This is a genomic window from Chamaesiphon sp. (assembly GCF_041737865.1).
In the GTDB taxonomy this organism is placed as follows: Bacteria; Cyanobacteriota; Cyanobacteriia; order Cyanobacteriales; family Chamaesiphonaceae; genus Chamaesiphon.
On the sequence record NZ_JBGSQZ010000179.1, the window covers coordinates 19167 to 31258 of the forward strand.

Annotated in this window: 16 protein-coding genes; 13 read left to right on the forward strand and 3 right to left on the reverse strand. The window is 44.0% G+C overall.

Features of this window, described 5'->3' with window-relative positions; genetic code table 11:
- Positions 1-13: 13 nt before the first annotated feature.
- Genes ACEW9J_RS13565 through ACEW9J_RS13595 form a run of 7 tightly spaced genes read left to right on the forward strand, consistent with a single transcriptional unit; the run spans position 14 to position 6796 of the window.
- Positions 14-589, forward strand: a complete 576-nt coding sequence (locus ACEW9J_RS13565) for a hypothetical protein (protein ID WP_373545648.1) — start codon at positions 14-16, stop codon at positions 587-589.
- Positions 590-626: 37 nt separating this feature from the next.
- Positions 627-1190: a hypothetical protein gene (locus tag ACEW9J_RS13570; RefSeq protein WP_373545649.1), complete on the forward strand. Its 564-nt coding sequence runs from the start codon at positions 627-629 to the stop codon at positions 1188-1190.
- Positions 1191-1219: 29 nt separating this feature from the next.
- Positions 1220-3169 (forward strand): hypothetical protein, encoded by a 1950-nt coding sequence (locus tag ACEW9J_RS13575; RefSeq protein WP_373545650.1) that lies wholly within the window; start codon positions 1220-1222, stop codon positions 3167-3169.
- Positions 3166-4668, forward strand: a complete 1503-nt coding sequence (locus ACEW9J_RS13580) for an ATP-binding protein (protein WP_373545651.1) — start codon at positions 3166-3168, stop codon at positions 4666-4668. Before ACEW9J_RS13575 ends, ACEW9J_RS13580 begins: the two co-directional genes overlap by 4 nt.
- Before the next feature lie 2 nt (positions 4669-4670).
- On the forward strand, positions 4671-5291 hold the full coding sequence (locus ACEW9J_RS13585; protein WP_373545652.1) for a hypothetical protein: 621 nt from the start codon (positions 4671-4673) through the stop codon (positions 5289-5291).
- A gap of 29 nt (positions 5292-5320) precedes the next feature.
- Positions 5321-6196 carry a hypothetical protein gene (locus tag ACEW9J_RS13590; RefSeq protein ID WP_373545653.1) on the forward strand — a complete coding sequence of 292 codons (876 nt, stop codon included), beginning with the start codon at positions 5321-5323 and terminating at the stop codon, positions 6194-6196.
- Entirely contained in the window at positions 6197-6796 is a 600-nt protein-coding gene (locus ACEW9J_RS13595) for a hypothetical protein (protein ID WP_373545654.1), read from the forward strand. It begins immediately after the preceding gene.
- On the opposite strand, the gene ACEW9J_RS13600 is transcribed toward ACEW9J_RS13595, so the two are convergent.
- The gene (locus tag ACEW9J_RS13600) at positions 6793-7038 is read right to left on the reverse strand and encodes a hypothetical protein (protein WP_373545655.1); all 246 of its coding nucleotides are present in this window, start codon (positions 7036-7038) and stop codon (positions 6793-6795) included. The genes ACEW9J_RS13595 and ACEW9J_RS13600 overlap by 4 nt on opposite strands.
- A 46-nt stretch (positions 7039-7084) precedes the next feature.
- Complete coding sequence (locus ACEW9J_RS13605; RefSeq protein WP_373545656.1) at positions 7085-8011, reverse strand: sigma-70 family RNA polymerase sigma factor; 927 nt, start codon at positions 8009-8011, stop codon at positions 7085-7087.
- A 149-nt stretch (positions 8012-8160) separates the two neighbouring features.
- On the opposite strand from ACEW9J_RS13605, the gene ACEW9J_RS13610 reads away from it, so the two are divergent.
- A complete protein-coding gene (locus ACEW9J_RS13610; protein ID WP_373545657.1) occupies positions 8161-8742 on the forward strand; it encodes a hypothetical protein in 582 nt (193 codons plus the stop codon).
- Here the strand turns inward: ACEW9J_RS13610 and ACEW9J_RS13615 are convergent.
- A complete protein-coding gene (locus ACEW9J_RS13615) occupies positions 8739-9056 on the reverse strand; it encodes a hypothetical protein (protein ID WP_373545658.1) in 318 nt (105 codons plus the stop codon). The two genes, ACEW9J_RS13610 and ACEW9J_RS13615, sit on opposite strands and share 4 nt — an antisense overlap.
- Before the next feature lie 233 nt (positions 9057-9289).
- On the opposite strand from ACEW9J_RS13615, the gene ACEW9J_RS13620 reads away from it, so the two are divergent.
- The 5 genes from ACEW9J_RS13620 to ACEW9J_RS13640 form a co-directional block, all read left to right on the forward strand.
- Positions 9290-9652, forward strand: a complete 363-nt coding sequence (locus ACEW9J_RS13620) for a hypothetical protein (protein ID WP_373545659.1) — start codon at positions 9290-9292, stop codon at positions 9650-9652.
- 80 nt (positions 9653-9732) lie between these two features.
- The gene (locus ACEW9J_RS13625) at positions 9733-10707 is read left to right on the forward strand and encodes a ParM/StbA family protein (protein ID WP_373545660.1); all 975 of its coding nucleotides are present in this window, start codon (positions 9733-9735) and stop codon (positions 10705-10707) included.
- Positions 10704-10979, forward strand: a complete 276-nt coding sequence (locus ACEW9J_RS13630; RefSeq protein ID WP_373545661.1) for a hypothetical protein — start codon at positions 10704-10706, stop codon at positions 10977-10979. The genes ACEW9J_RS13625 and ACEW9J_RS13630 overlap by 4 nt, the downstream gene beginning before the upstream one ends.
- 22 nt (positions 10980-11001) lie before the next feature.
- Positions 11002-11445: a hypothetical protein gene (locus ACEW9J_RS13635; RefSeq protein WP_373545662.1), complete on the forward strand. Its 444-nt coding sequence runs from the start codon at positions 11002-11004 to the stop codon at positions 11443-11445.
- The coding region (locus ACEW9J_RS13640; protein ID WP_373545663.1) for a hypothetical protein at positions 11442-12092 on the forward strand (651 nt) is incomplete at its 3' end. The genes ACEW9J_RS13635 and ACEW9J_RS13640, both read left to right, overlap by 4 nt.

Sequence of the window (12092 nt, forward strand, 5' to 3'; positions counted from 1 at the left end):
CTACTCATAACTTATGTTTAATAATTCTTCCTCAATTTACGTCCGCACCAACTACCAGTGTTTAACTGCCTTTGTTGATAATATCCTCTATCGAGTCAAAATAGATCCCAAACTCAAACAGACCTATTACGCGATTCATCTAGGTGAAACTTTAATCTACTTTAAAGATCTAATTTCCAACCGAGTCCACGCTCAAGATCCGATTGGGATGGCAATCTATAATGCCAGAATGCGAAGTATTGAAGCAATGGTGGCTGACAATCGTTGCCGCGAAAAGTGCCAAGTGCTCGTCGAACACCTGCATGTTTTAGCAAATCGCGATGAACTACTCGATGGGCGAGATTTATCTACAGAACCACTGTACGTTAGTGGTAAACATTTGGTTGAGATATTAACGAATGCGGGTTATCCAGATGCCGAAGCTGACTATGGGTTCGTGGTAATTCCCGATCGCCTGTACCTCATCTCTGATATTTATATTGAGGACGGGATTGCCGATTTAAGCCCCGATAATGTGGCAGATATTCTCAGTGAAAATAGTACCGAAAGTAGCTATATTTTTGCTGGAACTATTCAAAGAGATTACTAAGTAAGTTTGCCATTTCCCAATCTTTAACTATTTTCTGATGACAAATCTACAAGCTCGGACTGTTACTTTACGTCGTCGCCGCCTGCACATAAAGCATCCGCATTTGTCCAACTATGAAGCTCCATACTTCAATCCATTGGAATTTATCTCAGACGATCTAGATTTAGTTGGTGCATTCACACAAGCAGTAACAATTGCTAGGAATGCCGATCGATCTGGAGTTAGTTGGGACGACTCGTGCAATTTCCCTCATATCAATATTCTAGCTGGGGCATTCCTATTAACTAAATGGGTGGCAAGAGTAGAAGCAGATCCTGGACTTGCAAATGCACTCATGGTCGGTCAAATTTTGAATCTACCAAATTTAACCACGCGACTGATTGGTAATCGAAACCGCCTACCAACCTGGATTTACAATGAATTTCTGGCTGTTACTACTAGCCAAACAGATAATAAGTCGGCAATTTTATTAACCTGTATTAAAATGTTAGCTCCAATAGTTATTACACAACTAAAGTTAGTAACATTAAGCATTGAGTACAGTAAGAAAGTAGTTAAATATAACGAAATTTTAGATCGACTGTTACCATCGAAATATTAATCAAGACCTTAATTACTAATTAAAATACAATGTCAGATCTTCAGAGTCAATTAGAGCAGAACGCCAGTTTAACAGCAGAAGGCAAAGACCAAACAATTAGAACGGCATTTGAAGTTGCCGCAGCTATCGCTAGAAATATGGGTGGAAAGGAACCCGAACGTAATCTATCTGTGAGTAAGAAAGCAGCAGCCCAAATACAGCCGAGCTTTAAAATAAGTAAGAAAGCTAGTCCGGTCTTGGAGCCAGCAGTCGCCAAAGTAGATCCAAATCCAAGGGGATCGGGTAAATCTGGATTTGAATCGCTCGATCGTACTTTACCACGCAAAAAATATCTGACGATGCCAGTGGAAGTTGATGGTGAGAAGTATCAAGTCACTCGCTATCAAGGAAACATGATTAATGTTACCCGCGACGACCCCCAGCAAGGAGTGACTAAGACCACTTATAAAGATGGGAAGATGAATGAAAGCGGGGCAGAGATTAATAAAGTTTTAACTAAAATGCCCGAAATTGCGCGAGCGGTAAGTCAAGCATTAGAGCGATCGCAAGAAACTGAGATATCCAAACCCGAAGCTGAAGTAGAGATCGATCCAGAAGTGGGAAATTTAGGTGAAACTGAAGTTGAAGTAGAGATCGATCCAGAAGTAGAAGTAACCGAACCCGATTGGAATCAGGAGGTACCGAAAATACCTGAAGAACCTGTACCCAAACCCGCTCCAGAAGCAGAAATATTTCCAGCCAAACCTGAACTTGAAGAACCCGAACCCGATCGGAATGAAGAGGTACTGAAAATACCTGAAGAACCCACAGCACGGAAACCCGATTTAGAGGAAGAGATTCCAGCTAAAACCGAAGAACCCGAACTTCCTAAGAAAGCTGAAGCAGAATCGGAACTACTATATGGATTCGACGATAAAGGCGAATTCATCGAGCGTCCGTTAGATTCAGCCGAAGCAGCAGCTATTTTAGCCTTACTGGAGGGGAGAGAAGGTGAGATCGTACCTGGGGAGGCAGGGAAAAACCTCCTGATTGAATTCGACGGGAAGACGCTATTTGAAACCAATGAGAAGGGTGAAATAACAACTAGTGCCTTTAGCGATCCCAATGTTTTAGCAGAAATTCGTAAGACTGACGAGATGGGGTTAAATAAGCTGCGGGATTATGCCCAGCGATATGCCGCCCCGAAAAAAGAGGTCAAAGTTTCGCGAGGTGAAGTTTCTGCTCCTGAAACTCAACAGCCAGCAACTGAATCACCAGAACAGCCACCAATAAACGTAGACATCCGCGCTCCTGAAGCGACTGAGCGATCGCCCGAAGCCGAAATTCGCAATCCAGAGGCAGAATTACGCTCCCCTCAAGAAGAAATTAGATCGCCCGAAGCTCCCAGTCCCCAGCTTGAGATTGAAATCGAACGGGATATGCCTGAGTCTGAATCTTTCGATCCCTATAGCAACTCATTTTCTAACGACGATGACCTTGATGTTGGTGATTATGATTGGATCGAGCCAGATAGTCCAACGGCACAGTCGCTCAACGAACCAACGATGAAAGCATCGGAGCCGACGGTTGAAAATTATTTAGCAGTGCTGGAAGAATCTGTACTCAGAGAAGAATTAGCAGGTACAAATCTCAATACCAGAGTTGCCAATAAAGATATTGGGGGGCACAAGTTTAATCGAAATGTCCCAAATAAACAGGATGGCTCCTACTCTATTACGATCAAAGCCGATCCTAAATCAGCACCAGAGAAAATTGGTAGTGTGAGCAAGGAGGGGATATTTACTGCGAGTCGGGATCTTAAAGATCCCGAACGAATTAAGGAAATTGCCAAAGCAATTCTAATCGAACGCGGGATCGAACTTGGGGAAAGACCTCAAGAAGATCGAGAAGCACCCGACAGGGAATCTGAAAATATCGACTTTGGTGAAGATCGAGCAGCACCCGACAGGGAAGTTGGAGCTGAGGCACGAAATCGATGAGTAAGCTCGAACAACTAAAAGATCGCGATCGAGGGGATTGCCAAAGTGGGGCACTAGATTGGTTAGCTGAACTAGTCAGTCTCCAGTCAATCCTCCTGATCCGCTGCAATCCCCTCGATCGCGAATGGATCGTCGAACAGCTCAAGATGGTACTGCCAAAATGCCACCGCTGGAGTTTTCGAGTCGAATCGGGGGACATTGAGAGCTTCGGCTTTTCTCCGTTCAAGACACTGCTTGAAGCGATCGAACCCCCTTTCTACGGTGGCAATCATCTGCTCGATAATTATCTCTCCGCACTCGCAACAGTCGGATTGAGCGAACGTCAGACAATCTACGAGCAGTTTAGTAACTTATTTTTGCTGGGGAAATCCTATAGATTAATCATCCTCCAAACCGATGATACTCCCTTACCGATCGAGCTATCGCGGTTCGTACGGGAATATCGGTGGGCATATCCGACCACTGCGGAGATTGGAGAATTGTTCGATCGCTATGGATTAGAAGTTAACGATCGCAATGTCCGGCTGGCAACGGGACTAGCGCGAGAGGATTTACGCCGAGGCATCGAACGAGCAATCCTCACCCCAGACCCCGCTCGATCGCTCGAAACCTATCGGAACGAACGGCTGCTGTTGCTGGGGGTAAAATACCAGCCGACACCAGTATTTAAGGAAATCGTCGGGCTAGATTTTTTGGTTGAGGCAGTAGCCGATCTCGAATTTGGATTTAGCGCAGCCGCGAGACAAGTGGGCTTACCATTCCCCAAGGGCTGGCTGCTGGCGGGAATCCCAGGGACGGGTAAAACTTACAGTGCTAGTGCGATCGCGTCAATTTTGGGTTATCCGATGCTGCTGCTGGAAATCGACAAGATTAAGGTAGGTGGGATTGAGGCGATGGCAAGAGTGCTAGAAATTGCTAAGATGTGCGCTCCGTGTATTTTCTACATGGATGAAATCGAGAAGTTATTTAGCCTCGAAGATCGCCCGATTCTCGCGCTGCTGCTAACGTGGCTGCAAGATAAGGATTTTCCCGTATTTGTAATCGGCACCCTCAACCGGATCGAACATCTTCCCGTTGAGACAACCAGAGCGGGACGGTTCGATCGAGTGTGGGAAATTTCTGCTCCTGATGATAACGCTAGAGTCAAGCAATTCTTATTTTTCTTGAGTCATTACGATCCCCGATTTAAGGACGGGAATTTAGTTTTCGACCTATATGAGTGGCAACGACTGGCAGACGAAACGGCGAGATTCGTCGGTGCTGAGATCCAGCAGGTAGTCATTAACACGGTACTGCGGGTAAAAAAGCAGGATTTAGAGGGGCTGGTAAGTTTTGAAGATCTACTGGCATCTGCCAAAGCTTTTAGATCGATGTTTAAAAGAAATGAAAAGCAGATTTTATCGATTCAAAGCTCGATCGAAGGGCTGGCAGATGCCTCAAATTCCGGTAATGATTCGATTCTCACTCCGCGCAATATTGACGTTTATGCCCCAGTTTAAATATGTCGTCGAAAAAACAGCCATCAGACCAATCGCCAGAAACCCCATTATCCTTTTATGCAAACGCGGTGGATGACAAGAAAAAATTACTCACTCATCTCGACGAACTCGTCAAGAGTCGGACGCTAAGTACCGACGATCGAGGCTTTTACGCGCTGGCGATGGCTGAGACGGTTACTAAGGCTACCGAACATCTACATGGTGTTAGCACTGAAATTCCCAACGTTCTAAAACTAATGTGGGACGAAGAAAAAGCGCAACGGGAAGCGGAGATGAAGGAGATTAAAAAGGAACAGCAAAAACTTTTGTCCATTGCTAAAAAAAGCGGTGGTAAAGCTGGTAACGCTAGCACCAAATTACTCAGCGGATCGATCGGCTGTACGGGGGGCATAATAATTGCGATGATCCTGTCGAGCTTCATCCTCTTTCCCCGCCAGCTATCAGCTTCTAGAGGTGCTGATGGTGCAATCCTCGAATGGTTGAGTACGCCCGACGGAGCACTGCTGAGACGATCGTTTGCATCGGGTAATAAGTCGGTAGCCGAATGCGTGAGTAAAGCCAGTAAGTCTAACCCGAAAGCCCCAGGGGACAAAAAGATTAGTTGCTTGCTGGAGATTAAATAATGGTAGCTAGAAAAACCACTAAAATCGATATGACTGAAACTAACCCCGAACAGAATATGAACGCAGCTACAGGCAACAGATTACCCAGAGTGCATATCTGGAATGGCAAAATTGGCGGCATTGGCAAAACAACCGGAGCGCGGATACAGTGCGAAGCCTATCACCAGTTGGGCAAAAAATTTACTCTAATAGATGCTGATGATGTTAATTATAATGTGGCGCGGCTGTACGATAAAGAAATCGTAGCTCAGTGGGAATCGCGGCTAAAACCAGCATCTGGCAAGATGTCAAGAAAAACTTTTTTAGATAATCTCGAACAAGAGGGTGAGACTAATGAGGGGGCGGCGGGCTTACTTTCTCAGCAAATTATTTTCTCCGACGACCCAAAATTACGCTATCTGGGCAAGCGATTTTTAGAAATTATCGATACTTACCAACAAGACGTAATCGTTTCTTTACCTGCCAATGACAGCTTTGAATTTCTGTTAGATTCTAATCGGATCGATCGACTGCTCTCAAAAGACGATCGCACTTTCGACATGATTAATTGGTGGTGCATCCCTGGTTGTGAAGATTCTCAGAAGATGTTTGCTAAATTTATCGAGAAATACCCCCATATCAAGCATGTTGCCGTTTTTAATCAGGGGATTACTAGTGTAATTCCCAACTGGGAAGTGTTCCGACTTTCTAAGGAGCTATCGGTAATGCTTAAAGAAAAGCGGTTTTCTCGAACGGCTATTTCTGAATTAGAAGCGATGCCGCCAATTATCGATGAAATTGGTAATGGAGTGCCCTACCGAGAGATTATTGCTGGGACGAAAGTGGATAAATTTAGTCGTGGAGATCTTGAAGATTGGTTAAATCATAACATTGAAGCTTTAAAAGAAACTGGGTATGTAGACTAGATGAGCACAATTCACTTAATTTCTGAAGGTTTCGGCGCAGAATTAATCGATCGAGCGTTGCGATCGATTTTTACTGTGTATGGTTGCCCTACAGCAGCTCATCAATTCGATCGATTAGAAACGTGGCAGCTCAATGGCTTCATTGCCGATACTCAGTTTCCAGTAATTAGTGGGATGAATATCGGCAAAATTCGTGAATTTCTAGCGCGATACGCAGCTAATACAAAGTCAAAAATTTACATTTGGTATCTGTTACCACCAATTGTCAGGCTTTGCGATCGCACGATCTCAGAAGTCGAAGCACTCGCGCAGAAGTATCCACAAGTCAAGCGGATCTATCTTCAAAGTCAAGAATTCAATAATGTCTTCTGGGAAGATTTAAGAGCGCGACTCAGCCTAGAAACTCTCCAGAAACTTACTCAGCCAGACGCTTACGATGTCATCCCTGCTTTAGATTTAACTGCCTTAGAATACACTAGTAAGTTTGGTGAGATTACTAGTTCGATGATTTTCTCACGATTGGGTTCAGTCGATGATTATAAAATATTTGTTTTATTCGAGACAATTTTTCAACACTTGCCACCCTACTTATTAATCTAAGGTTGTAGTATTGCTAGCATTCTCGCACCTTTTTTTGAAATATTAAACAAGTATTCTTTTCGACAACTTCTGGTCACTTTTATGTATCCTTCTTCTTGCAACCCGACGAGATGATGTGGAATTCGATTGATGCTACCACCGCGATACACGCTATGCTGGCACAGCTTTGATTTAGTAATTCCCTCCTTGGCATTAGCAACCTCTAAAAAGATCGATCTCCGACTATTTGTGAGTGGCTTCATCGTACAGTTATGGGTGAGAATATAGCTCTATTTTAACTTATTTAAGCTAATTATTTTCCCAGTTGATATTTTGTCGTTGTTCGCGAAGTATTGATATTGCTTTATCTTGAATTTTTCGCACTCGCTCTCGGCTGAGATTCATAATCTTGCCAACTTCAGCCAGTGTCAAGGGATTGCCGTCGTCTAAACCAAAGCGCAACATAATTACTTGTTGCTGTGAGGGATTGAGGACTGTTAATAATTTGAGGACACTATCATGGAGCAGTTGACGATCGACATAGGTTTCAGGATCGATCCCTAAATATTCAATAAAGTCACCAAAACTAGCTTCCTCTTTATCGCCAATCCTTACGTCTAGGGAGTATGGTTGCTGCATCCAAGTGGAAATTTGACGTAGATCTCCAGATTTCATGTCACAAGCTGCGGCAACTTCAGTTGTGCTGGGACTTCTCCCTAAACTTTGAGTTAGATGTGTTTGAGTTTTCCGAATCCGATTGGATTTTTCACGCAGGTGAGTTGGCAATCGAATCTCACGCCCTTTTTCCGAGATTGATTGATTGATGCTCTGGCGAATCCACCAGTAAGCATAAGTTGAAAAACGATATCCTAGTGCTGGGTTAAATTTCTCGACAGCTTTATTTAGTCCGATACTGCCCTCCTGAATCAAATCGAGTAGTTCGAGGTGGGTGGTTTGTCGGATATATTGTTGGGCAACATACACTACCAACCGCAAATTGGATTGAATAAAGATATTTTTTGCTCGTTCGCCAATTAAAATATTGTGGCGAAGCTGCTCGATCGTCATCTGATGTATGTCTGCCCACTGTTGGAGATCTAGATCCTGAATTTGTTCTTTCGACTTGACGAGAACGAGCATTTGCTGAATTTGTTTTCCATACAACACTTCTTGCTCCTGAGTCAGTAATGGGATCTTATTAATTCTTGCTAAATAAAGCTGGACTGAACTTGACATAAAAGCAATAAAATTTAATTAGTTTCTATCTATTATTATGCCCATTTTGCTTAGGTAAATATCATTTTTTGAGCACATTAAATAAGACTTAGAAATTTTATTTTTAGTTTTAAACTGCTATAATCTTAATAGGTACTCTTAATTAAAATATGTATTCCACAATAGAAACAAGCAGACTAAATTACTCGCAGCTCAAAGTAGAAGATCTCAATCTCCTCACATATATTAAAGATTATCTTGCTGAAGTTGGACAACCGCCATCTTTGAATTTGCTGGGTATAAGCAGGGGTACAAGTGTTAAATCGGTTAAAAGAGTCCTCACTCGACTTAAACTTAGACGAGAAATTTATTGGCAAGATGAAATTGAATACCTCAAGCCGCTGCCTTTGTGGGGTTTCGGTGTGCCGATCGTCGGTAGAGTCGAAGCTCAAAATCAGGTTATTTTAAGTAACCTCAATCTCCAAATTCCCGACCTTACATTAATATGGGTTGGGGAATATTTTGGATTGAGAGTAAGTTGCGCTAGTAGTACTCTTCAGTTAGCCACTAGCGATATCCTAGTGATGAAAAAAACTACAGGGGCAATCGAAATCGAACTGGGAAAAACTTACTTAGAGCAAACTGGAACCAGACATCCAAAACTAGCTAATTATCAGTCTTGTGCAAAAATTCCGATTGCTCAAGTTGTTGGTGTTTGGAAGTCAGGAACAATTGAATTTCAATCCAATTAGGAATCGAGCCAATTGATAATTAAAACCTCCAACATTCTGCCCATAGTTACTGTCTCAATCGCACACTTACTAGCAAATTGAGCCTTAACTCGTTCGTCAATCTCAATGTCTAATTCTTCTTGGATCTCATTACATCCAGTTGCAATCCTTGCCTGATTAGTTAAAGCTTGGCTGTCTGATGCGATCCACGATTGCATCAGGGCTTCCGTTTGCTTGGATGTTGAGATCTTAGGAGTGGCAATCGCGCATTTTGCCTTGAAATGAGGCTTAATCCCATACTCTATCTCAACCCGCAGCCGAGCGTTTTTTGCCATTAGTTCCGATCGTGTCTATTCTCCTTAAAATTATAAGCGATTGCCAACATCATCGCTATAAATCCGTATATTTACGGATGCACCTGAGTGGAGGTAGTGGATAAAGTGGAACTATACCTTCTGACATAGATTGACATAGACTGACACGACAAAAGCAGTCGCTCCCCTTGGACAGATTGCGACTGCTTTTGCCTTATCCCCATTAATAATCAATAAGGACACCAAATTTTATCATGAGAATTGCTACTTTAGCCTCGATAGTATTACTAGGATTTACCAGTCCCGCCAGCGCGTTGCCAACTTGCACGTTGCCTAGTCCAACCGAATTGAATCTTTACGTGCCACAGCCGAAAGCAAACCAGCCAAAGGTAGTAGCACCATTAATTACTCGCAGCTACTTAGCGGCGATCGAGGGTGAAGCTTGTCAAGCGTTACGCAATGGCGTTGAATCGGCGTTTGTCAAAGCCGATCTATATCAGAAAATTACAGCTCAACCCACGCGGAGTTATCGGTATGGCGAGGTATGGAAATTAGCTGGGACTATTTACGATCGCCAGAGTAAGTGTCGAGTATATACGGCAAACAAGCCTAAGTAGATCGATCGACAAAGAAGACAACAGTAATTGCCCCAGCCCGAATAACCAGTTTCAAGCTGTGGTACTCACAAATTTTAAAGATGAATAATCAACATATTATCGATCGAGTCTATTTTGATGGTGGCAACCGAGCTGGGAAAATCAAAGAAGGTATCGACGTTCCTGTCGTTCGCCGTTCTTGTATTGCCTGGGTAAAAGGCGATTTACCTAAAGGTACGTTTGAATCTCCGGTGGCAACCTTCAGGGAGTTTGGCGGGAAGTCCAAGAGCTGCGTTGTCGGGCGACTAGCACAGATGAGATCGGGGCAGAATACTTTTAGCTATGACAAGGTAGACTTGCTCAAGTATTTCTTGCTAGCGTCCCTCACTCCGCGTCCAGCTACCTATATTCGCGAACTCTGTATTGCCACGCCGCTATTGTTATCTGGCGATCGCAAGCAAATTCTGCATAATTTAATTGGGACGCATGAGTACGTCTGTAACGGTATCCAGTGCCTAGTGACGATCGAGTCGGTGAAGACAGTTGACGAGGCAGTGGGAGCCTACTGGTACGCCGTAGAGCGGGGGCTGTATCAAGATCTGAGTTATTCCAACGGAGTGTTAGATGTTGGGGGGTTAAATATTCATGCCTTCGCGTTCGATCCCGATGGCAACAAGTTGGACATCAGCTTCCAGAATGACTTGGGGACGATTGCACTGGCGAAAAAAATCGTCAAGCATCCTTATGTCAAACAGCAGATTAGTACAGCTTTAGATATCAGTATAGTGATGGATGCGATCGAGGATCGGAGTTTCATGGTGCGAGACAAAGCTAACTTTCGCCAGATTTTCGGGGAATGTGTGGATGAGTGGATTAATGAAATTAGCGCGTCGATTAAAGATGCGTGGCTAGCTGCGCCGAATTTGGGCAATTTTATGATGGTGGGCGGTTCTGCGCCGCTGCTTAAAAGTTATGAGATTCGCACGGGTGGGCGGTTCTTTTTACCCCCAAGTAATGACGATTGTTTCATCGATCCCCAATTGGTCGCCTTGCTGGGGATGGAGTATGTACGATGACCAACACTAAACCGCTTTCGACTAGGGGGGTGTTGTACCAAGAACACGTACCGCTTGCTTCGGCAATTGCCGCCGAATTAAGTCCTCATGCGACGACTAGTGAAGTGTTCTCTCACTTGTTGCAATTTCATGGCGAACGGGCACTGAGAGCCTTGAAATTGCTCAAGCAGGATGAGGTAGCCACTGAACATCCGACCAAACCAACACATCCATTATCATTGGTTGCTCCGAAGCCAAATATCGTCGATCTATCAGTCCCAATTAATTTCTAGGCAAGACCGAGCTATTAAAATCATGGACATCAAGCACTACGTTAAGAAAAATCCTGTCAATTGCTTCCTCATGGCTGGCTTCACGATTACCACACTACTGAATTTCCCCAGTATTCTCAAGACAAATAGTGAAAATCAGTCACTCAGAGACAGAGCTAGAGCAATCGAGTATCAAAGTCTGCATGATGAAATCGATCGTGATGCAGCCAAAGCCAAGATTGAAGAGGGTTGTAATATTGCTCTTGACGCGACCGATCGGACTAAATATGCCGACTTAAAGAACGGCACGATCGTTGATGCTGCTGACGGAACGCGGGTTTGCTCGCGCAAAGGTGAATTTGGAGTTGTTAAGGGGGGAAAGTTGACTCAGGTTATTTCAGCAGGTCAGCCGAAAGATGTCAAAGAGTTTGCCATGCGGGTGTATAGCGGTTCTGTAAAAATCAAGACTCAAGAGAGAGCAAAATGATTGGAATTGTTGTTGCTGTTGTTGTCGCGATCGTCATTGGCTCGATCGCCTGGAAATTAATTCCGTGGATCGTCGATCGCTTGGGAGTAGTTGATGGACTATCGATCGTCAATAAAGTGATGATCTTCTTCTGTTTCATCTTCGCACTCTTTTTAGTCTGGGTGGGAATGCCTGCTTTTGTGGGCACTGTAAAATTCTTCTTGTTTGGGCGGAGTTTTGCTGACTTGTTCCGATGGGGGATTTTTAATGATTATGCGAAGTTAATCGGTGACATCATGTTGAATGCCGTGGCGTTTGCGCTGTTTCTCGCTGTTAACTTTGCCGAACTTTATCCCCGAATTGTCCGAGGCAATCGAGAGGCATTAGAGAAGATTCTGACTCGGCGCAGAGCTGCCAAGCAACGCACGAGCCTAGATCCTGATGACGACATTCAAGAGCGGATGATCAAGCATCAAATTCGGACATCAGGAGTGTTCTCGATGGTGGATGCCTACATTATTTGTGGAGTTGGATTTGTACTCGATACGGCAATTGCTGTGTGCAATAATCCCGCAATTCAGAACAATGCAGTGCTGACTAAGTTGGTACGGTTGGGGGCGGTAGGTGGATCGACGACGCAACAATTGGTAATTCTGGGACTAATGGTC

What these genes read in the sequence shown, in the direction of transcription:
- ACEW9J_RS13565 (WP_373545648.1), top strand. Translation starts at nt 14, where the DNA reads ATGTTTAATAATTCTTCCTCAATTTACGTCCGCACCAACTACCAGTGT.
- ACEW9J_RS13570 (WP_373545649.1), top strand. Translation starts at nt 627, where the DNA reads ATGACAAATCTACAAGCTCGGACTGTTACTTTACGTCGTCGCCGCCTG.
- ACEW9J_RS13575 (WP_373545650.1), top strand. Translation starts at nt 1,220, where the DNA reads ATGTCAGATCTTCAGAGTCAATTAGAGCAGAACGCCAGTTTAACAGCA.
- ACEW9J_RS13580 (WP_373545651.1), top strand. Translation starts at nt 3,166, where the DNA reads ATGAGTAAGCTCGAACAACTAAAAGATCGCGATCGAGGGGATTGCCAA.
- ACEW9J_RS13585 (WP_373545652.1), top strand. Translation starts at nt 4,671, where the DNA reads ATGTCGTCGAAAAAACAGCCATCAGACCAATCGCCAGAAACCCCATTA.
- ACEW9J_RS13590 (WP_373545653.1), top strand. Translation starts at nt 5,321, where the DNA reads ATGACTGAAACTAACCCCGAACAGAATATGAACGCAGCTACAGGCAAC.
- ACEW9J_RS13595 (WP_373545654.1), top strand. Translation starts at nt 6,197, where the DNA reads ATGAGCACAATTCACTTAATTTCTGAAGGTTTCGGCGCAGAATTAATC.
- ACEW9J_RS13600 (WP_373545655.1), bottom strand. Translation starts at nt 7,038, where the DNA reads ATGAAGCCACTCACAAATAGTCGGAGATCGATCTTTTTAGAGGTTGCT.
- ACEW9J_RS13605 (WP_373545656.1), bottom strand. Translation starts at nt 8,011, where the DNA reads ATGTCAAGTTCAGTCCAGCTTTATTTAGCAAGAATTAATAAGATCCCA.
- ACEW9J_RS13610 (WP_373545657.1), top strand. Translation starts at nt 8,161, where the DNA reads ATGTATTCCACAATAGAAACAAGCAGACTAAATTACTCGCAGCTCAAA.
- ACEW9J_RS13615 (WP_373545658.1), bottom strand. Translation starts at nt 9,056, where the DNA reads ATGGCAAAAAACGCTCGGCTGCGGGTTGAGATAGAGTATGGGATTAAG.
- ACEW9J_RS13620 (WP_373545659.1), top strand. Translation starts at nt 9,290, where the DNA reads ATGAGAATTGCTACTTTAGCCTCGATAGTATTACTAGGATTTACCAGT.
- ACEW9J_RS13625 (WP_373545660.1), top strand. Translation starts at nt 9,733, where the DNA reads ATGAATAATCAACATATTATCGATCGAGTCTATTTTGATGGTGGCAAC.
- ACEW9J_RS13630 (WP_373545661.1), top strand. Translation starts at nt 10,704, where the DNA reads ATGACCAACACTAAACCGCTTTCGACTAGGGGGGTGTTGTACCAAGAA.
- ACEW9J_RS13635 (WP_373545662.1), top strand. Translation starts at nt 11,002, where the DNA reads ATGGACATCAAGCACTACGTTAAGAAAAATCCTGTCAATTGCTTCCTC.